This window comes from Novosphingobium acidiphilum DSM 19966 (genome assembly GCF_000429005.1).
GTDB lineage: Bacteria > Pseudomonadota > Alphaproteobacteria > Sphingomonadales > Sphingomonadaceae > Novosphingobium > Novosphingobium acidiphilum.
In genome coordinates this window covers 143,728-164,218 of the sequence record NZ_AUBA01000001.1, presented here as the reverse complement: position 1 = coordinate 164,218, position 20,491 = coordinate 143,728, and the positions used below count along the sequence as shown (strand labels likewise).

Annotated in this window: 18 protein-coding genes; 12 read left to right on the top strand and 6 right to left on the bottom strand. The window is 64.0% G+C overall.

Annotation, left to right across the window (positions count from 1 at the left end):
- Window positions 1-25: 25 nt before the first annotated feature.
- The 6 genes from G404_RS0100835 (at window position 26) to G404_RS0100810 (ending at window position 6,766) form a co-directional block, all read left to right on the top strand.
- Entirely contained in the window at window positions 26-1,621 is a 1,596-nt protein-coding gene (locus G404_RS0100835; RefSeq protein WP_051280004.1) for a S1C family serine protease, read from the top strand.
- Window positions 1,622-1,824: 203 nt separating this feature from the next.
- A complete protein-coding gene (locus G404_RS0100830; protein ID WP_028639396.1) occupies window positions 1,825-2,379 on the top strand; it encodes a F0F1 ATP synthase subunit delta in 555 nt (184 codons plus the stop codon).
- Between the two features lie 36 nt (window positions 2,380-2,415).
- Window positions 2,416-3,945 (top strand): F0F1 ATP synthase subunit alpha, encoded by a 1,530-nt coding sequence (gene atpA / locus G404_RS0100825; protein WP_028639395.1) that lies wholly within the window; start codon window positions 2,416-2,418, stop codon window positions 3,943-3,945.
- A 98-nt stretch (window positions 3,946-4,043) separates the two neighbouring features.
- Window positions 4,044-4,916 carry a F0F1 ATP synthase subunit gamma gene (locus G404_RS0100820; RefSeq protein ID WP_028639394.1) on the top strand — a complete coding sequence of 291 codons (873 nt, stop codon included), beginning with the start codon at window positions 4,044-4,046 and terminating at the stop codon, window positions 4,914-4,916.
- Window positions 4,917-5,014: 98 nt separating this feature from the next.
- Window positions 5,015-6,460, top strand: coding sequence for a F0F1 ATP synthase subunit beta (gene atpD, locus G404_RS0100815; RefSeq protein WP_028639393.1), 1,446 nt, complete (start codon window positions 5,015-5,017; stop codon window positions 6,458-6,460).
- 51 nt (window positions 6,461-6,511) lie between these two features.
- Entirely contained in the window at window positions 6,512-6,766 is a 255-nt protein-coding gene (locus G404_RS0100810) for an ATP synthase F1 subunit epsilon (RefSeq protein ID WP_028639392.1), read from the top strand.
- Between the two features lie 85 nt (window positions 6,767-6,851).
- Here the strand turns inward: G404_RS0100810 and G404_RS0100805 are convergent, their stop codons facing one another.
- A complete protein-coding gene (locus G404_RS0100805) occupies window positions 6,852-7,577 on the bottom strand; it encodes an MIP/aquaporin family protein (RefSeq protein ID WP_028639391.1) in 726 nt (241 codons plus the stop codon).
- A 174-nt stretch (window positions 7,578-7,751) separates the two neighbouring features.
- Here G404_RS0100805 and G404_RS0100800 point away from each other — a divergent pair, with 174 nt between their 5' ends.
- Genes G404_RS0100800 through G404_RS0100785 form a run of 4 tightly spaced genes read left to right on the top strand, consistent with a single transcriptional unit; the run spans window position 7,752 to window position 11,612 of the window.
- Window positions 7,752-8,423 carry a response regulator transcription factor gene (locus G404_RS0100800; protein ID WP_028639390.1) on the top strand — a complete coding sequence of 224 codons (672 nt, stop codon included), beginning with the start codon at window positions 7,752-7,754 and terminating at the stop codon, window positions 8,421-8,423.
- Between the two features lie 14 nt (window positions 8,424-8,437).
- Window positions 8,438-9,226 carry a glycosyltransferase family 2 protein gene (locus G404_RS0100795; RefSeq protein ID WP_028639389.1) on the top strand — a complete coding sequence of 263 codons (789 nt, stop codon included), beginning with the start codon at window positions 8,438-8,440 and terminating at the stop codon, window positions 9,224-9,226.
- 12 nt (window positions 9,227-9,238) lie between these two features.
- Window positions 9,239-10,249, top strand: coding sequence for a DUF1176 domain-containing protein (locus G404_RS17620; protein WP_051280003.1), 1,011 nt, complete (start codon window positions 9,239-9,241; stop codon window positions 10,247-10,249).
- 58 nt (window positions 10,250-10,307) lie between these two features.
- On the top strand, window positions 10,308-11,612 hold the full coding sequence (locus G404_RS0100785; RefSeq protein WP_028639388.1) for an amino acid permease: 1,305 nt from the start codon (window positions 10,308-10,310) through the stop codon (window positions 11,610-11,612).
- Window positions 11,613-11,615: 3 nt separating this feature from the next.
- Here G404_RS0100785 and G404_RS0100780 read toward each other — a convergent pair whose 3' ends face one another.
- Both G404_RS0100780 and G404_RS0100775 read right to left on the bottom strand, forming a co-directional pair.
- On the bottom strand, window positions 11,616-13,232 hold the full coding sequence (locus tag G404_RS0100780) for a phytoene desaturase family protein (RefSeq protein ID WP_028639387.1): 1,617 nt from the start codon (window positions 13,230-13,232) through the stop codon (window positions 11,616-11,618).
- Between the two features lie 46 nt (window positions 13,233-13,278).
- On the bottom strand, window positions 13,279-14,460 hold the full coding sequence (locus G404_RS0100775; protein WP_028639386.1) for an aromatic ring-hydroxylating oxygenase subunit alpha: 1,182 nt from the start codon (window positions 14,458-14,460) through the stop codon (window positions 13,279-13,281).
- Between the two features lie 60 nt (window positions 14,461-14,520).
- Here G404_RS0100775 and G404_RS0100770 point away from each other — a divergent pair, with 60 nt between their 5' ends.
- Both G404_RS0100770 and G404_RS0100765 read left to right on the top strand, forming a co-directional pair.
- Complete coding sequence (locus tag G404_RS0100770) at window positions 14,521-15,126, top strand: TetR family transcriptional regulator C-terminal domain-containing protein (protein ID WP_028639385.1); 606 nt, start codon at window positions 14,521-14,523, stop codon at window positions 15,124-15,126.
- 79 nt (window positions 15,127-15,205) lie between these two features.
- Window positions 15,206-15,868 (top strand): nitroreductase, encoded by a 663-nt coding sequence (locus tag G404_RS0100765; RefSeq protein WP_028639384.1) that lies wholly within the window; start codon window positions 15,206-15,208, stop codon window positions 15,866-15,868.
- Window positions 15,869-15,907: 39 nt separating this feature from the next.
- On the opposite strand, the gene G404_RS0100760 is transcribed toward G404_RS0100765, so the two are convergent.
- The 3 genes from G404_RS0100760 to G404_RS0100750 all read right to left on the bottom strand — a co-directional run bounded on the left by G404_RS0100760 (window position 15,908) and on the right by G404_RS0100750 (window position 20,466).
- Complete coding sequence (locus G404_RS0100760; RefSeq protein ID WP_342663682.1) at window positions 15,908-17,332, bottom strand: M20/M25/M40 family metallo-hydrolase; 1,425 nt, start codon at window positions 17,330-17,332, stop codon at window positions 15,908-15,910.
- A 403-nt stretch (window positions 17,333-17,735) separates the two neighbouring features.
- On the bottom strand, window positions 17,736-18,776 hold the full coding sequence (locus G404_RS17615; protein WP_245584337.1) for an NADPH:quinone oxidoreductase family protein: 1,041 nt from the start codon (window positions 18,774-18,776) through the stop codon (window positions 17,736-17,738).
- 85 nt (window positions 18,777-18,861) lie between these two features.
- Complete coding sequence (locus tag G404_RS0100750) at window positions 18,862-20,466, bottom strand: flavin monoamine oxidase family protein (protein ID WP_245584326.1); 1,605 nt, start codon at window positions 20,464-20,466, stop codon at window positions 18,862-18,864.
- Window positions 20,467-20,491: the final 25 nt, after the last annotated feature.

Sequence of the window (20,491 nt, the reverse complement as noted above, 5' to 3'; positions counted from 1 at the left end):
TCACAAGCCGGGCAAGTACGCGATCATGCTGTTTCGTCATCCTGTCTGCCGCCCCTTCCTTGTGTTGCTGTTTTGCGTGCTGGCCTTGCCGGGGCTGATCCGGCCCGCGCTGGCCGATCCGGCCGACATTGCCGCCGCCAGCCGCGGCGTCGTGCGCGTGGTGCTGGTGCGCAACGGCTGGACCGGGGTCAGCATGCTGGGCCATGGTTCGGGCTTTGCGGTGGCACCCGATCTGATCGTGACCAATGCCCACGTGGTCGAAGACGCGCACAACGATGGCAATGTGGTGATCGGGGTCATCCCCAGCCAGGGCCGCGACAGCTATCCCGCGCATATCGTCGCCTATTCGCAGGCCAACGATCTGGCGCTGTTGCAACTGGGCAATCATGCCACGCTGCCGCCGCTGACGTTGTTTCCGGGTGCGGTGCCCGATGGCATGCAGGTCGCCGCGGTGGGGTATCCCGGCAATGTCGATGCGGCGCAGGGGCTGAATGTGGGCGACATGGTCACCCCGCAGGACACGGTAAAGACTTATGGCCAGGTTTCGGCCGGGCGGTCGGCGCGCCAGTTCGATACGATCCTGCACACCGCGCAACTCGGCGCGGGCAATTCGGGCGGACCGCTGATGGACACCTGCGGGCGGGTTCTGGGCATCAACAGCTTTGGCACGATCAGCCACAACGGCACCGATTCATCGTTCTTCTTCGCGATCTCGATGCGCGAATTGCAGCCGTTTCTGAAAGATGCGCATGTCGTGCCGCATCTGGCCAGCCTGCCCTGCACCTCGATCGCCGATCTCGATCGCGCCGATGCCACCCGCGCCGCCGATGACAAGGCGCGCGAGGCAGCGCAGACCGCCGCCCGCGGCGCGGCCAAGGAACGCGCGCTTGACAAGGCGCGCCACGATGCCGAGCTCGATGTTCTGGCCGAACGCGACAATGGCCTGGCCGCGACCGCGCTGCTGCTGGTCATCGCCATCGGCGCGGCCACGTTCACCTTTCTGCAATGGCAGCGCGGCAAAGTGCCCGCGATGCGCATCGGCATGGCCGTGGTCGCGCTGCTGGTGATCGGCGCCGGGTTTGCGTGGATTTTGCGCCCATCGCTTGGCGCCATCGAAGACCGCGCCAAGGATCGCATGGCCGAGGCGCAGGCCAGCGGCATTCCCGCAGACGATGCCAGCACCGGCGGCAATGCCGGCGCATTGTCGGCCGCCGCACCGGTCAAGCTGATCTGCGTGCTCGATCCGCAGCGCAGCCGCGTCACCGTGTCGGATATCAACGATGTGCCGCTGCAATGGACGCCGGGTGGCTGTGTCAATGGCAAGACCCAGTATGGCCTGGCGCAGGACGGCTGGTCGCGGATTCTCGTGCCCAATGGTGAGGACACGATCGCGGTCACGCATTACGATCCCGATACGCACAGCTATACCGTCGAACGGTTCCTGATGGGTATCGACGACATGAACCGCGCGCGTGCCGAACGGAGCAAGATTTCCTACCCGACGTGCGGCGCCAACCCCGATCTGGCGCGCCAGCTGGGTGCGGCGCAGGCGGCGATCAAGGCGTTGCTGCCGGTCGAGCCCAACGAACGCATGCGCTACACCTGTCAGCCCGCGCGCTGACATGCCCTGGCCAAGGCACAAAAATGCATACGTCTGCACGCTGCCGACGCGATTGCGCCGGTCTCGTTGCCAAGCCTTGCAATCTGCTATCTTGTCATAACCCCCCGAGGTTGCTAGGCGCGCCCCGACTGCGAACCAAAGCAGCCGCATTTGCGGCGGCGAAGCGGCTCGCACGGCTCATCCGATGAAGGGGACACAGGCGCGTGGGGATTTCCGGCGGGATTACGGCCAGCTTGGCAGGGCGTTACGCCTCGGCATTGTATGCCCTGGCTGACGAACGCGGCGCGGTCGCGACCATCGAGGGCGATCTTGACCGCGTGTCGGCTGCGATCGGCGAATCGGCTGACCTTGCGCAGCTGTTGCATGACCCCAAAGTGTCGCGCGATGCGGCAACCCGCGCGATCAAGGCGGTGGGTGACGTGCTGTCGCTCGATCCGCTGACGGCAAATTTCCTGGGCGTGCTCGCCGAAAACCGCCGGCTGAACAGCCTGGCCGATGTGATCCGTGCCTTTGCCGCGATTGCCGCCGATGCGCGCGGCGAAATCACCGCCGATGTCACCACCGCGCACCCGCTTGGCGACAGCCAGCTTGCCGCGCTGTCGGCCCGCCTGGCGCAGCGTGAAGGCCGCGCCGTTACCCTTCGCACCCACATCGATCCCGCCCTGCTTGGCGGCCTGGTTGTCCAGATCGGCAGCCAGATGATCGATGGTTCGATCCGCACCCGTCTCAATTCGCTTGCCCAGGCTGTGAAGGCCTGATCGGCCCGCCAAAGTCTCCTGTCAGAAAGGCAGAACATGGAAATCCGCGCTGCTGAAATCTCCCGGGTCATCAAGGACCAGATCGCCAGCTTCGGCACCGAGGCGCAAGTCTCGGAAGTCGGCAGTGTGCTGTCGGTCGGCGACGGCATCGCCCGCATTCACGGCCTGGACCAGGTCCAGGCGGGTGAAATGGTCGAATTCGCCAATGGCATCAAGGGCATGGCCCTCAACCTCGAAGCCGACAATGTCGGCGTCGTGATTTTCGGCACCGACACCGAAATCAAGGAAGGCGACATCGTTCGCCGCACCGGCACGATCGTCGACGTGCCCATCGGCAAGGGCCTGCTGGGCCGCGTTGTCGATGCGCTGGGCAACCCGATCGATGGCAAGGGCCCGATCGAATCCACCGAGCGTCGCCGCGTCGAAATCAAGGCGCCGGGGATCATCCCGCGCAAGTCGGTGCACGAACCGGTGCAGACCGGGCTCAAGGCGATCGACGCCCTGGTGCCGATCGGCCGTGGCCAGCGCGAACTGATCATCGGCGATCGCCAGACCGGCAAGACCGCCGTGGCGATCGACACATTCATCAACCAGAAGTCGGCCAACGCCGGCGATGATGAATCGAAAAAGCTGTACTGCATCTATGTCGCGATCGGGCAAAAGCGTTCGACCGTGGCGCAGATCGTGCGCCAGCTCGAAGAATCGGGCGCGCTGGAATACACCATCGTGGTTGCCGCAACCGCGTCGGAACCGGCCCCGCTGCAGTATCTGGCGCCCTACACCGGCTGCACCATGGGCGAATTCTTCCGCGACAACGGCATGCATGCGGTGATCGTGTATGACGATCTGTCCAAGCAGGCGGTCGCCTATCGCCAGATGTCGCTGCTGCTGCGTCGTCCTCCGGGCCGCGAAGCCTATCCGGGCGACGTATTCTATCTGCACAGCCGTCTGCTGGAACGCGCGGCCAAGATGAACGATGACAACGGCGCCGGTTCGCTGACCGCGCTGCCGATCATCGAAACCCAGGCGGGCGACGTGTCGGCCTATATTCCGACCAACGTGATCTCGATCACCGACGGCCAGATCTTCCTTGAAACCGGCCTGTTTTTCCAGGGCATCCGCCCGGCGATCAACGTCGGCCTGTCGGTCAGCCGCGTCGGCTCGGCCGCGCAGACCAAGGCGATGAAGAAGGTGTCGGGCTCGATCAAGCTGGAACTGGCGCAGTACCGCGAAATGGCGGCCTTTGCGCAGTTTGGCTCGGATCTCGACGCATCGACGCAAAAGCTGCTCAACCGTGGTTCGCGTCTGACCGAGCTGCTCAAGCAGCCGCAGTTTTCGCCGCTGTCGTTCGAAGAACAGACCGTGGTGATCTTTGCCGGCACCAACGGCTATCTCGATACGATCCCGGTCAAGGACGTAACCGAGTACGAAGCCGAACTGCTGAGCTTTCTGCATGCCAATCACGAAGATGTGCTGGCCGAGATCCGCAACACCAAGGATCTGGGCGACGCGGTCAAGGCCAAGGTCAAGGCCGCGCTCGACACGTTCGCCAAGCAGTTTGCCTGATCGCTGGTGCCGGTCCCGCCAAGGGGCCGGCAACGGCATGCAATTCATGCCGCCGGGTTCCTTTGCGGGAACCGCGACGGTGACAAGGGAGCCGACGAGTGGCCTCGCTCAAGGAACTTAAAGGTCGGATCAACTCGGTCAAATCGACCCAGAAGATCACCAAGGCCAAGCAGATGGTCGCCGCAGCCAAGCTGCGCAAGGCACAGGCCGCGGCCGAAGCCGCGCGCCCCTATGCACTGCGCCTGGCCAGTGTCGTCGGAAGCCTGGCCAGCCGTGTCACGCTGAGCGAGGCATCGCCCCGCCTGCTGGCCGGCACCGGCCGCGACCAGGTGCATCTGCTGGTGGTCGCCAATTCCGATCGCGGGCTGTGCGGCGCGTTCAACGCCAATATCGTCAAGGCCGCCAAGCTGAAGGCGCGCGATCTTGCCGCCGAGGGCAAGACGGTGCTGTTCTATCTGGTCGGCCGCAAGGGTCGCGCGCCGCTGCGCCGCGATTTTCCCAAGGCGATCCTCGACACGTTCGACACCACCGGCGTGCGCGAACCCGGCTATGCCGAGGCCGAAGCCATCGCCGCCGAAGTGCTGGCGTTGTATGACGCGGGCAAGTTCGATGTGGCGCACCTGTTCTACGGCAAGTTCAAAAGCGCGCTGGTGCAGGAACCGACCGAACAGCAGATCGTGCCCGTGCCCACCCCCACCGTCGCGGTAACCGATGGCGCCGTGGTCGAATACGAACCCGATGAGGAAACCATCCTGGCCGAGCTTCTGCCGCGGTATCTGCGCAACCAGATCTTTGGCGCGCTGCTGGAAAACGTGGCGAGCGAACAGGGCGCCTCGATGACCGCGATGGACAACGCCACGCGCAACGCCGGCGAACTGATCAAGAAGCTGACCATCCAGTACAACCGCAGCCGCCAGGCCGCGATCACGACCGAGTTGATCGAAATTATTGCTGGCGCGGAAGCGCTGTAGCAAAAACACGAAATCCTGGCGCGGAAGCGCTGTAGCAAAAACAGAAACATGCTGGCGCGGAAGCGCTGTAAACCTGACAAGAAACCAAGGAAACATCCATGGCCACCGTGCTCTCCTCTACCGGCAAAATTGCCCAGGTCATCGGCGCCGTCGTTGACGTGGCATTTGACGGCGAACTGCCCGCGATCCTGACCGCGCTTGAAACCGACAACAACGGCAACCGCCTTGTGCTCGAAGTGGCACAGCATCTGGGCGAAGGCACCGTGCGCACGATCGCGATGGATTCGACCGACGGCCTGACCCGTGGCCAGACGGTTACCAGCACCGGTGCGCAGATCACCGTGCCCGTTGGCCCCAAGACGCTGGGCCGCATCCTGAACGTGATCGGCGAACCGATCGACGAAATGGGTCCGGTCGGTTCGGACATGTTTGCGCCGATCCATGCCAAGGCCCCCGATTTCATCGACCAGTCGACCGAATCGGCGATCCTGGTCACCGGGATCAAGGTCATCGACCTGCTGGCGCCATATGCGCGCGGCGGCAAGATCGGCCTGTTCGGCGGCGCCGGCGTGGGCAAGACCGTGCTGATCCAGGAACTGATCAACAACATCGCCAAAGGCCATGGCGGGGTTTCGGTGTTTGCCGGCGTGGGTGAACGCACCCGCGAAGGCAACGACCTGTACCACGAATTCCTCGACGCTGGCGTCATCGCCAAGGACGCCGACGGCCATGCCACCTCCGAAGGGTCGAAAGTGGCGCTGGTGTTCGGCCAGATGAACGAACCGCCGGGCGCGCGTGCACGCGTGGCGCTGTCGGGCCTGACCATGGCGGAATATTTCCGCGACGTCGAAGGCCAGGACGTGCTGTTCTTCGTCGACAACATCTTCCGCTTTACCCAGGCGGGTTCGGAAGTGTCGGCGCTGCTTGGCCGTATTCCTTCGGCGGTGGGCTATCAGCCGACGCTGGCCACCGACATGGGCCAGCTGCAGGAACGCATCACCTCGACCACCAAGGGTTCGATCACCTCGGTCCAGGCAATCTACGTGCCGGCCGACGATTTGACCGACCCTGCACCGGCTGCATCGTTCGCGCACCTTGACGCAACCACCACGCTGAACCGCGCGATCTCGGAACTGGGGATCTATCCTGCGGTCGATCCGCTCGATTCGACCAGCCGCGTGCTCGAACCGCGCATCGTCGGTGACGAACATTACGCGACGGCGCGCCGCGTTCAGGAAACCTTGCAGAAGTACAAGTCGCTGCAGGACATCATCGCCATCCTGGGGATGGACGAACTGTCCGAAGAGGACAAGACGACCGTGTTCCGCGCGCGCAAGATCCAGCGTTTCCTGTCGCAGCCGTTCCACGTGGCCGAAGTGTTCACCGGCATTCCCGGCAAGTTCGTCCAGTTGGAAGACACTGTCAAATCGTTCAAAGCGGTGGTCGACGGCGAATACGATCACCTTCCCGAAGCCGCGTTCTACATGGTGGGCGGCATCGAGGAAGCGGTCGAAAAGGCCAAGAAGCTGGCTGCCGAAGCCTGATAAGACCTGCACCGCCCCTGTCACGGGGGCGGGCACACCCGGGAATTGACCATGTCGCTGCTGTTTGAACTCGTCACCCCTGCCCGGCTGGTCCTGTCGGAAAACGTCTACCAGGTCGTGGTGCCCGGCACCGAAGGCGAATTCGGCGTGCTGGAAGGCCACGCGCCGTTCACGACAACGGTAAAGGACGGCGTGATCCGCGTGTGGCGTACGCCCGGCGGCGCTCCGGAAGAATTCACCGTCAAGGGCGGCTTTGCCGAAGTCAGCGCCCGGGGCCTGACCGTTCTGGCCGAACACGTCGGCTGAACCGTCGGACACATCACCAATTAAGAAAAGGGGCGGTCGCCAGATGACCGCCCCTTTTTTATTGCGCCCGATTGCACGCGCCGCGTCAGGCGATCCCGGTTGCCAGCACGATCGCCGCCCCCAGCGCCGCGCCGACCATCGGGGCAACCACCGGAACCCAGGCGTAACCCCAGTCGCTATCGCGCTTGCCCGGGATCGGCAGGATCGCATGCGCGATGCGCGGGCCCAGATCACGCGCCGGGTTGATCGCATACCCGGTCTGTCCGCCCAGCGACAGGCCGATCGCCCAGACCAGAATGCCCCAGAAAAACGGGCCCATGCCCGGCGCCAGGCCGGCCGCGGCAAAACCCCTTGACGCAAGGCCCATGCCGACAACAACCAGCACCACGGTGCCGATCACTTCGCTGGTGAAATTGGCCGCGGGCGCGCGGATTGCCGGCTGCGTGCAGAACACCGCCAGCTTGCTGTCAGGATCGCTGCCTGCCCAGTGCGGCAGATAGGCCAGCCAGACCAGCACGGCCGACACCAGCGCGCCTGCCAGCTGGGCTGCGATATAGGGCATGACATGGGTGTAATCGCCAGACACGATCGCACTGGCCAGCGTCACCGCCGGGTTGAGGTGTGCAACGCCCCCCACCGCCAGGCTGGTGACAATGCCGCAGAACACGGCAAAGCCCCAGGCGGTGGCGATCACCATCCATCCGCCGTCCTTGCCCTTCGATCGATCGAGCACACAATTGGCCACGACCCCGTTGCCGAACAGCAGCAAAACCGTCGTTCCCAGAAATTCACCGAAAACCGCCCCGTGCATCGCATCCCCTTCCCCACCGACGCAGCCATTCCGGTTGTCGCCCTTTGGTGCAAACAAAGCCGCAGTGGCCCAACATTGCAAGGCTGCATTGATCGTCATGCACCGGTCATATTTCCGCGACATGGAAGACCTGCGGCACATCGCAGTTTTTGCGCAACTACAAGACAGGACCCGATGCGGCAGATTGACATCCTGGTGACCGGCCCTTTGAACGGCGGCAACGACAGTTTTTCGCACGGCGATCTGCGCGTGGTGTTTCACAAGTGGCAGGGCGATGCGCCGCTGCCGCTGCTCGATGGCAAGCCTTGGGCCTTTGTGGACTGGGTGCTGCCCGATCTGTCGGGCCTGGAACTGTGCCGGCGTCTGCGCCACAATCCCCAGACCGAGGCCGCGCATGTGACCATGGTGCTGGAAGATGACGAGGCTGAGGCCAAGCGTCGCGCGCTGCGTGCCGGGGCCGATGATTACCTGATCGGGCCGATCGACCGGTCGACCGTCCTCGACCGCGTGCTGTCGGTGCAACTGGGCGACAGCGACGTGCCGACGCGCACGCTGCGGCTGGGCGATCTGAGCCTGGACCTGTCGGCGCTGCAGGCGCGGTGGAAAGAGGTCTGCCTGGCGCTGATGCCCAACGAACTGCGTTTGTTGCGCTATCTCATGGAACAGCCCGGACAGGTTTTTTCACGCGCGCAACTGATCGCGGCGCTGGGCAAACAGGGCCAGCCGATAGACGAGCGCACGGTCGATGCCTGGGTCAGCCGGCTGCGGCGCGCGCTGCGCGATGCAGGCGCAGGCTATCCCTTGCGCACGGTACGCTCGCTCGGCTACGTGCTGGACAAGCCGTAAGTCGAAGGAACCTCGTGTCGTTATCGCCAAAGCGCATTGCGCTGGTCCTGCCCTATTACAACGAGCAGGACTTTATCACGCCCACGCTTGAGGCGATCGCGGCGCAAGACACGCGCGATTTCCGGCTGATCATTGTCAACAACCGGTCGACCGACGCCTCGCCTGCGCTGGTCGAAGCCTTTCTGGCGGCAAGCGACATCGATTTCGCCCATGTCGAAGAAGACACGCCCGGCGTCGTCCCCGCGCTGATGCGCGGCATTGCGCTGGCACAGGGCGAATTCATCGGATTTCTGAACGCCGACACGATGTATCCGCCGCATTATGTGTCGCAGTGCCTGGCGCTGTTCGATGCCAATCCCGCCGCAACCAGCGTGATGGCAATCGACCTTTATGCAACCCCCGACCACGCCCTGGGGCGCAAGCGGCTGCAGCGCGTGCTGTTCGCCAGCCGGGTGTTGCCCAAAAAATGCCATGCCGGGACGTATGCGCAATCGTGGCGGCTGGATCCGTTTCGCGCCGCGGGCGCGTTTGACAGCGCGATCTGGCCTTACGTGCTTGAAGATCACGAGATCATGGTGCGCATGATGGACAAGGGCCCTTCGGTCTATGACGCGCGGCACTATTGTTTCCCGTCCACCCGCCGCACCAATTCCACCGCAGTCAGCTGGAATGCGTGGGAAAAGATTGCCTATGGCCTGTTGCCGGCGCGCATGATGCCGTGGTTTTTCTACCGCCACCTCGCCGGTAAATTTGCACGCAGAAAAATGCTGAGCGAGGCGCTGCGCAACCGCAGCTGGGAATAAGGAACGCCGCCCATGATCCTGCTTGCCCTGGCGGCCGTTGTCGCCACCCCGCAGCCCGGGGCGTTGCACACCTTCAAGGACTGGATCGTCGGCTGCGACAACGTGCGCAGCTGCCAGGCCAATGCGTTGATGTCCGATGGCGCCGACATCGGCGAAGACGGCGCACTGATGCTGGTGATCAACCGCGATGGCGCACCCAATGCCCCCGCCATGCTCGACATCCCGCTGCCCGACAAATCGGCCCCCGGCACGCGGTTTGAACTGCGCATCGATGGCGTGGCCGCAACGCATTTTACGGCGCAGGCCAATGATGGGGCACAAATTGCCCTGTCACGGACGCTTTTGAACGCGTTTGCCAATGGCCGACGTGCCGCGCTGTACAAGGCCGACGGTGCGCACGTCAGCGATACCTCGTTGTCCGGGCTTGCCGCAGCGCTGCTGTATATCGACGACCAGCAAAGACGCATGGGCACGATCGGCGCGCTCAAGGCCACCGGACCCAAACCTGACAGCGCGGTGCCCCCGCCCCCGCCTGCGCCGCTGATCATGACGCCGCCGCCCTCGGCAAAGCCACCGCGTACGATCACCGTGGCGCAGGCCGCCCGCCTGATCGGCGATGACAACGCGCGGTGTGAGTATGGCGGGCCGGTCCGGCCCGAGGCGCATCGGCTGGATGCAACGCACAGCCTGGTGCTGATCGATCACCCTTGCGGCAATGGTGCCTACAACCTGTTCACCAGCGTTTATGTGCTCGATGAAGCAGGGCCGCCGCATATCGCCAGGTTCGACACATATCCCGGCATGGGTGAAGGCAATGATCCCGACCTGACCAATGGCGGCTGGGATGCCAAGACCCGCACTTTGTCGAGCTATGAAAAAGGCCGCGGCATCGGCGATTGCGGCGTTTCGCAAACCTATGCCTGGGACGGCACACGGTTTCGCCTGATCGATCAGAATGTCATGGGCGAATGTCGCGGATCGATCGATTACATCACCGTGTGGACTGCGCGCAAAGCCAACTAACCGCGTGACGCCCGCCAAACCGGTGCTAATCTGACCGCTTTGTGGGGGAGTGACGCCATTGACGCAGGTACCGGATAGGCCGCGCGGGCTGGGGCCGTGGATGGCGCTGGCGCTGGTGCTGGGCAATCTGATCGGATCGGGCGTCTATCTGCTGCCGGCAACGCTGGCACCGTTGGGCGCAAACCAGTTGATCGGGTGGGTCATTACCAGCGCAGCTGCGCTGGCGATGGCGCTGGTGTTTGCCCGGCTGGGCGCCAAGACACCGATGGCGGGCGGCCCTTACGGCTATGTCCAGGCAGCGTTCGGGCCATTTGCCGGGTTCATCACTGCGTGGAGTTATTGGGTTCTGCTGTGGGCAGGCAATGGTGCGCTGGCGGTTGCGGTGGTCAGCGCGCTGTCGGGGGTGATTCCTGCGATCGGACGGGTGCCCGGCCTGCCCGCGGTGATGGCGGTGGGCTGTGTGTGGGTGCTGACGCTGATCAACATTCGCGGTGTACGCGGCGCGGGCGACTGGGCGGTGGCGACCACGCTGATCAAATCGGTACCGCTGTTTGCAGTGATCGGGCTGGCGCTGTGGCTGTGGCTGTCGGGCGCGCCGATGATCGCGCAGACCCCCGTGCCGATCAACGGCGGCAATATCGCAGCGGCAGCGGGCCTGTGTTTCTGGGCGTTTCTGGGGATCGAATCCGCCACCGTGCCCGCCGACAAGGTCGACAACGCCACACAGGTGGTGCCGATGGCGACAATGGTCGGCACGGTGCTGGCCGGCCTTATATTCCTGGGCATTTCGGCGGCATTTCAGGGCTATATGCCGATCGCTGCCGCTGCCGCCTCACCCGCGCCGGTCGCCGCGTTTCTGGCGCGGCAATTCGGCGGCGCGGTCGGCGGGGTGGTGGCGGTGTTTGCCGCGATCAGCGCGTTTGGCGCGCTGAACGGCTTTATCCTGCTGCAGGGCGAAATGCCCTGGGCGATGGCGCGCGGCGGGGTGTTTCCGCTGTGGTTCGCCAAGGAAAACCGCGCGGGCACCCCGGCGCGCGGGCATGTGGTGTCAAGCCTGCTGCTGAGCGCGGTCACGCTGCTGAATTTCGGGCGCGGGATGGGCGACCTGTTCCAGTTCATCGCCTCGGTCAGCCTGGCGGCGGGCATGCTGACCTACGCGATGACCATGTTGGCCGCGATCCGCCTGCTGCCGGGCGAGCGGCTGATGATCCCGGTTGCGCTGTTCGGCGCGGCCTTTTCGGCGTGGGCCACCTGGGGCCTGGGGCTTGAGGCGATGGCCTATGGCGCGGGTCTGCTGGCTTGCGGATTGCCGATCTATGGCGTGGTGCGGCTGGGGCAGCGACGGACCGCCGCCCCGGCATGACCGTTACCGTGCGCGGTGCAGCGCCTTCCACAAAAGGCCGCGATCGCGGATGATTTCGTGCGCGGCGTTGTGGCCCGGCGCGCCGGTCACGCCACCGCCCGGGTGGGTGCCCGATCCGCACATGTACAGGCCTTTGATCGGCGAACGGTAATCGCCGTGGCCCAGCACCGGGCGCGCCGACCACAGCTGATCCAGCCCCATGTTGCCATGAAAGATATCGCCGCCGATCAGGCCGAATTTGCGTTCCAGATCGAGCGGCGAATGGATCTGCCGTGCGATCACGCTGGCCTTGAAATTGGGGGCATGGGCATCGATCGTGTTGATGATCAGGTCGGCCACGTCTTCGCGCACATCGTCCCAGCTTTGCCCGTTGGGCAGTTCGGGCGCAAACTGCTGGCAGAACAGGCTGGCGACATGCGCGCCCGCTGGCGCCAGGCTGTCATCGACGGTTGACGGGATCTTGATCTCCACAATCGGCTGCTTTGACCAGCCATGGGTCCTGGCATCGTCAAACGCCTGGTCCATGTAATCAAGGCCCGGCGCGATGATGATGCCGGCGGTGTGATGTTCGGCTTTGGCTTTGCCCGGCAACACCGTGAAATCGGGCAGTTCGGACAGCGCCACATTCATCCGGAACGTGCCCGATCCGGTCTTGAAACCCTTGATCCGGCGATTGAAATCCTCGTCCAGATCGCTTGCATCGACCATCTGGCGATACAGCATCGCCGGGCCGACATTGGCCGCGACGATCGGGGCATAGAGCTCCTCGCCGCCGACCAGTTTGACGCCTTGGGCCTTGCCATTGTTGACCAGCACTTTGTCGACCGGTGATTCAAGGCTGATCTCGACGCCATATTCGGCGCAGGCCGCTGCCATCGCCTGCGTGATCGCACCCATGCCGCCCACCGCGTGGCCCCAGGCGCCCATCTTGCCATTCACTTCGCCGAACACGTGGTGCAACAGCACATAGGCCGAACCCGGCGTCGACACCCCGGCAAAATTGCCCACCACCGCATCGAACGCAAACGCCGATTTGACGTGGTCGTCCTCGAACCAGCCATCCAGGAAATCGCGCGCCGACTTGGTGAAAATGTCCAGCAGATCGCGCTGCGTGGCGATATCCATTTTGGCCAGCGGCCAGCCCTGCCTGGCCGCTGCCGCCAATGCACCAAACCCGCCGCCGGCATTGGGCGGGGTTTGCAGCGCCAGATCGCGCAACACTTGCGCAACCTTTTCCAGCGCCGCGTCATAGCGCGGATAGGCTGCGGCATCCTTTTGCGAAAAGCGCGCAAACTGCGCCATGGTGCGTTCGGCGCCGCCGCCCAGCGTCATGTAGGTATCGGGAAAGGGGAAGAAATTGGAAATGGTGCGCTCGATCACGCGATAGCCGCGTTCGTGCAGCTTCATGTCGGCGATCACCTGCGGGCGCAGCAGGCTGACGGTATAGCTGGCGGTCGAATTGCGAAAACCGGGGTGAAACTCTTCGGTTACCGCCGCGCCGCCGACCACGTGGCGGCGTTCCAGCACGCGCACCCGCATCCCTGCCTTGGCCAGATAAAACGCACACGTCAGGCCGTTGTGGCCACCGCCGATAATGATGGCGTCATAACGGTTGGTCATCAATCTCTCCAAATGTCAGTCAGTCGCTTGCGCGGTGCAAAAGGGATCAGGTCTGGCTCCAGCCCGCAGGCGGAGCGTGGTGCAGGCGTGCCTCGGGGATCAGCATGCGGATCTTGCGGGCAAAGCTGCGCAGGCAAACTTCGCTGCGCCCGATCGGGCCGGCACCATAGGTCCGGCTGGCCATGCCCTGCTGGACGCGTTCGATCAACCAGGTGTCTTCGCGGTTGACCACGCGGTTGATCCGCCCGTTGGCATAGCGCGCCAGTGTCATCGCGCGGCGGTCATCGGGCAAGGCATAGGCCATCTCGCGCAGGACACAGGTGGTCGGCCCGGTCGGGATCCACTGCATGAAATCGATCTGGTCGGCATAGATATCGAACGCCATGTTCGGCCACAGCTTGTAATAGAGCCAGCGTCGCTGCGCCACCTGGGGCAAATGCGGCACGTGCGGCAGGTGGGTCTGGTAAAACCGTTCGGACGGATTCGACGACGGCCGGTCGACCAGATCGCCTTTCAGCCGGTCAACCCACGGCGCCGCGCCGATTTCGTAGCTTTTGCCAAACAGCCGCGTCAGGCCATCATGCGCCACCGGAATGTGCAGATTGTCGGAATAGTTGTCGCCCAGGTTTTTCCAGTTGAGCGCGCGCGGGCGCACGCGCAGATCGGCGATGCAGCGCAAGTCGGCAAACCGATAGGGCGCGATTTCCGCCTCGCAGGGGGCCATCATCTCGGCGACCGAGGGAAATCCGGCATCGGCCAGCCGCACGAACACGAACCCGTGCCACAGTTCCAGATCGACGCGCGCCAGCCCGTGCTGATCGAGTTGCAGCGTCGGATAGTCCGATTTCATCGGCACCCCGGTCAGCCGACCGTCGGTTTCATAAGTCCAGGCGTGATATGGGCAGACCAGCTTTCGCGCGCACCCCGCCGTGCCCTCGACCAGCCGCATCGCACGATGCCGGCAGACATTGGCAAAGGCCCGGATCGTGCCGTCTTCGCCGCGCACCACGATCACGCTTTCGCCGATGATGTCCAGGCTGCGCCACTGGCCCGGCTGGGCCAGATCGCTGTGATGGCACACGATCTGCCACGACGGGCGGATAATGCGTTCAATTTCCAGTTGGTGGAATTCGGGATCGGTGTAGATCCAGCCGGGCAGGCTCCAATCCGCGTCGGGGTCTGCGGCTTGCGACGCAATGTCCTGAACAGGGGTGCCAAGATCGGCCATGGAAATCCTCGGAAACGAAAGCTTGTTGAACGATCGTACAACAATCTGCGGGATAGGCAAGTGACCGCAAACCCCTTCCCCCGCCGCGCCGAACCCGATGTGCGCCGCCAGGGCCTGATTGCGGCCTGCACCCGCGTGCTGGCACGCGAAGGCGCAGCCGGCACCAGCGTGCGCGTGATCGCACGCGAGGCAGGCATTTCGCCCGGCCTGATCACGCACTATTTCGCCGGGATCGATGCCCTGATCAGCGCGACCTATGATCATGTCGATCAGACCGTGGCGGCAGCGATGGCGCAAGCCGTGGACGCCGCCGGGTCCGATCCCCGCGCGCGGCTCGATGCGTTTGTCACCGCCAGTTTTGCCCCGCCCATTGCCGACCGCGCGCTGCTGGCGACGTGGATCGCGTTCTGGAGCCTGGTAACCGCGCGGCCCGACATCGCGCGCCAGCATGACGATCAATATGCAGCCTATCGCGCACGGCTGACCGAGCTGCTGGCGGCGTGCGGCGTGCGCTGCGATCACCTGCGGCTGGCAGCGATTTCGGTAACCGCGCTGGTTGACGGGCTGTGGCTGGAACTGTGCCTGTCACCGGGTTGTTTTACCGGAACCGAGGCCGGCGTCATCGCGCGCGCGCACATCGATGCATTGCTGACCCGCCGGGCCTGACGTGTCAGACCATTGCAATGTTCAGCAACCATCATATCAGTGACCGCGACGATAGCCGTCACGCATAATCGGAGAGACCATGAATATTGCCGAAGCTGTTGCCACGCGCCGTTCGGTGCGCGAATTTCTGGACACGCCCGTGCCATTGGCAACGATCGAACGCGTGCTCGACCAGGCGCGCATGACGCCGTCGGGCTGCAACTATCAGCCGTGGGAGGCCGTGGTGCTGACCGGTGCGCCGCTCAAGGCGCTGCAGGATGTGCTGCTGGCGGCCAAGGCTGACGATCCGCTGGAATACAACTGGGCCGCACCCGGTGCCTATCCCGAATACCAGGCCCGGCTTCAGGCGGTGGGTGCCGCGATGTATGGCGCGCTGCAAATCGAACGCGCGGACAAGGCTGCGCGCACCGATTTCATGCAGGCCAATCTGGTCTCGTTCGGCGCGCCGGTGCTGCTGCTGTGCCATTTCCCCAAGTTCATGAAGGAACCGCAGTGGTCGGATGTCGGCATGTGGTTGCAGACGATCATGCTGTTGCTGCGCGGCGAAGGGCTGGACAGCTGCCCGCAGGAATACATGGGCAACTATGGCCGTACGATCAAGGCGCACCTGGGCCTGTCGGCCGACACCATGCTGTTCTGCGGCCTGGCCATCGGTTGGCGCGACGATGACGCCCCGGTCAACCATTTCAAGCGCGAACGCGTGCCGCTGGACCAGCAGGTAAAGTTCATCGGGTTTGACTGATCGGCGTAAAGCCCCGCCCATCCGGGCGGGGCTTGTCGTTTATTTCGTCAGATCGGGGATCAGGTTGAAATAGAACGTCAGTGCAGGCTTGATATTGACCAGCCGCACGCGCTCGTTCAGCCCGTGGCTGAAACGTTCGTCGCGCCGTGTAAACACCGGGCTGGCGTTGTAGGCCGGCACGCCCAGTGCGCGATAGAACATCGAATCCGATCCACCCGACGCCTGGTTGGGGATCACGGCAATATCCTTGCCCCAGGCCGCACGGATCGCCTTTTCGGCGGCCACCACATAATCGGCGCGCAACGGGGTGACCGGCGGGGTGATCGATCCATCGGTCACGTCGGTGATCTTGACCACGTCGGATGCGATCACCGTCTTCAGTTCGGCCATGATCGCTTCACGGCTGTGGCCGGGAAAGATGCGGCAATTGATATTGGCGCGCGCGCGCTGCGGCAGGGCATTTTCGGCATGGCCACCCGACAGCAGCGTGGCAACGCACGTCGTGCCCGCGCGACCCACCAGATCGGGATCGGCGCGCACGATCGCGGCCGCAGCCGCATCATGCGGATTGGCGGCAAAGGCGCGCATCGCCGCGGCCTTGGCCGGATCGGCCTCGAATGCGGCAGCGCGTTCGAACCAGGGCTTGGTCAATTCGTTCTGTTCGGCCGGAAACTGATAGGCACCGACTTTGACCAGCGCCTGGGCCAATTGCACGATGGCATTGTCGGGGCGCGGTTCGGAACTGTGTCCGCCGGGGTTGGTCACCTCGAGCTGGTAATCGGCATAGGCCTTTTCGTTGCCGTCCCACAGCCAGTACAGCGGCGTGTCGGTTCCGTCGGCAAACGTGCCGCCACCGCCATCGGCATTGATCACCAGATCGGCGTTCTTCAGTTCGTGCGCCAGTGCATCGCTGGTCGCCATGACGGTTTCTTCATCGCCCGAAAACGCGATGACGATGCCGCGGCGCGGGTGATAGCCATGCGCGCGCAAATCGATCACCGCCGAAACCAGCAGGGCTCCGTCGAATTTCATGTCGGTGGCACCGCGCCCGAACAGCACGCCGTTGTCCACGACCGGGCCAAACGGATCACGCTGCCAATCGGCGCGCTTGGCCTCGACCACATCCATGTGGCCCGACAGCACCAGCGGCTTGAGCGCGCGATCGGTGCCGGCCCAGGTGGCAACAAGCGTTGCCGTCTCGCCGCGCCGGGTGATCACCACATCACCGGGTGCCCAGCCCGCCGCAATCAGCCTGTCGCGCACCAATGCTGCGACTTCGGGGGTACGATTGGCCTCGCCCCGCACCGAACGTATGGCGATTTCCTTCATGGCCAGATCGAGCACGGCAGCCTCTTCGGCGGCGGTCGGCACGGGTGCGGCAACAGCGCGCGCAGCCGCAGGGGTGGACAGACCGGTGCCGATGATCGCGGCAGAGGCAAGCAGGGTCAGGGTCATTTTGGTCATGGCGTGGATCAGCTCCTTGTGCGGTGCTTGCTGCCCTGTGCCACGCGGCATGGCAACCACCTTTGCGATGGCGGGTTGATTCGCAGATTCCAGGCCGATTGATCCCGTTTGACGTGGTCAACCAGTGCCTGGTGCGGCGCGGTCAAGCCGCCACCGGCAATGGATTGCCCAAATGGGGGATTGCGCAGCGCGCATGTATCAGCCGGACCGCGCGGTTTATGCATAGCTATGAGTTGATTGTTATATATGCATTTTACCTGAAACCAAACCTGACATTTGTGTCAGTTCCGTCACGCCAAATTGAACAATTGCGTTTTTCGCAATTGCAATTGCCTGTTTCGCACTTGCGTAAAACGGCCCGTGCACGCATATCAAAATCGCCTTTCAGGCATCCTCTCCCAAACTATTCAGAGCCACTTTCGAGTGGCTCTTTTTTTGTCTGCGGTGCGCGCGCATGCGGCAGGATGACGGTGCGGCCAATCACCTGGCGGTTCTGCATCCCGGCAAAGGCTTCGCGCCAGTGATCCAGCGGCACCGCCGCGTGAACCTGTGGCCGGATACGCCCCTGTGCCGCCATGGTGTGGATCGCCGCAAGGTTTTCGCGGCCGCGATCGGGAAAGCGGCGCCCATATTCGCCGGCGCGCACGCCGTGGATCGAAAACCCCTTGATCAGCGGAATGTTGGACCCGACCGTGGCGATGCGACCACCGGCAAAGCCCACCACCAGCAGGCGCCCGCCAAACGCGGTATAGCGGCAGGCCTCGTCAAACACATCGCCACCCACCGGATCATAGACCAGATCGGCGCCGCGCCCCCCGGTCAGGTCAAGCACTGCGGAACGCACGCCCGTCGGTCCGACCAGGCCATGATCGACCGGATAAAGCGCCCTTATCGCGTCAAGCTTGGCGTGGCTTGACGCCACGGCAATCGTATGCAGGCCAAGCTCGCGCGCCAGATCGACCGCCGCCAGCCCGACCCCGCCGGCCGCGCCGTGCACGACCAGCCATTCGCCGGGTTGCGCGCGCCCGATGCGGTGCAAGCCCACCCATGCGGTCAGATAGGCGACGCGCAACGACGCCGCTTGCGCAAAGGACAGGCCGTCAGGCAATGGCTGCAAGCTGTCAGCGGCAAAGCAGCCGTACTGCGCCACGCCCCCGGTCGTGCTGCCGCAGATCACCCGGTCACCCACCTGCCAGCCGGCCGCGCGCGCGCCCTCGCCCAGCGCTTCGATCACGCCCGCGCTCTCCATGCCCGGCACGAACGGCACGGCCGGCCTGGCCTGGTAGAGACCCTGGGTCATCAACAGGTCAGGAAAGCCAAGCGCCGCAGCTTCGATCCGCACCAGCGCCTGATCGGCATCAGGCTGTGGCACCGGCATCTCGACCAGCGCCAGCCCGGACAGATCATCGCTGAGTGCCTGCACCGCAAGCGCACGCATCGTCATGGTCACCAGTTTCGCTCCGCAGTTTGTGTGCGGGCGAACCTAGGCCATGGCCAAGGGGGGTGCCAAGCCCCCCGAGGCGGAACAATCAGGCAGCCGACGCGCGCTGGTGCAGACGGCTGATCGCATCGAGCGACGACAGCAGCGCGCCTTCCTGCCAGCAGCCGTAATACGAGCAATGTTCGCCCGCCAGAACGATGCGCCCCTCCATCGACACCAGATCCTGGTAATGCGCGGCGCGGCTTTCCTCGGTCCAGGTGGCGCAGCAGCCCAGGATCCACGGCATGCGGTTCCACGCGACCGTAGCACCCGAACGGAATTCGCTTTTGTATTCGCCCGGGTGGAACACCGATCCCTGATCGAGTGCTGCGGCAATGCGCCTTTCGGGCGTCATGCCCGCCAGGCGATAGGCCCCGATGCCAAACGGATACGCGCCCAGGATCACCGCAGGGCCATCACCGAACCAGTTGCCGGTGGGATAGGAAATCAGCCCGATATCCTGATCGGTGAACGAATGGCCGCCATAGATCGCATAATCGGTTTCCCAGAAACGGCGTTTCATCTCCAGCCCGATCTTGACCGAATTGCCATAGGGCAACGCGCGGATCGCCGCCTTTTTGGCGTCCGACACCTGGAAATCGAGCTGACCCAGAATGGTCGCCGGGATCGTGCAGACCAGCCAGTCGGCCCGCGTTTCGCCAAGGGTTCCGGTCCTGGTGTCGGTCCACGAGGCGGTGACCCCCGATCCATCCTGCGCCACTTTGGTCACGCGGGTGTTGGGGCGCACCAGATTGCCGACTTTTGCGGTAAACGCCTTGCCGATATGATCCATCCCGCCCTTGGGCTGGAACATCGTCGTCTGCATCACATGCTCGGTGTAGAAACCGATCTGCTGCCACACTTTGGTCGACAGCGTGTCGGACAGCGTGCCGACTTCGCCCGGGATCGGTGCGCCGTTGACGCCGCCGCCGGGCGGCCGTTCCCAGCCGCGCTGGTCACCGACCTTCATGCTCTTGGTATAGGCCATGCTCTTGTCGAGCACGCCCCATTCCTTCATCGCCTCAAGCAATTTGGCCTTGTCCTCGGCGGTTACCGTGGTGTCGAGCGCGCCGGCGTTGAGCGATTTGCCCAGCAATTCGGCGACATGGCCTTTGTAATCGACATAAAGGTCGCGATAACGCTGCGGCTTGCCGCCATAGGCGTGGCTGTTGTGCACAAAGGCGTTGTGGTTGAGCTGGGCAAAGTGTTCAAGCTCGACCCCCAGTTCCTTGCAGTAATGCAGCACCGTGCGGTGGTGATACGGAATGCGCCACGGTCCGGGATTGAGATAATTGCCCGGCGCATAGTCGACGGTCTGGGTCGAACCCAGCTCGGTGATCGTGTCGCCGCCGCGCACGGTATAGTTGCGCCCGCCGGTGCGGCCCTGAAACTCCAGGATCTGCACTTTGTATCCGGCCTTGGTCAATTCATAGGCCGCCAGCATGCCGGCCAGACCCGCGCCCAGCACCAGCACGCTTGCGCCGGGCTTGGCCCCCGACAGCTTGGGCGGCCCGGTGAACTGGCTTTCGGCGGCATGACCAAACACCGTCATCGCCTGATACAGCGCCGAGGCTCCACCCACTTTGCCGATCATCGTCAACAATTGGCGGCGGGTTGGCGGCACCAGAAAATCAGACATCACGGGATCGGTCATGGGGGGTCCTTCTTGGCACGGAATG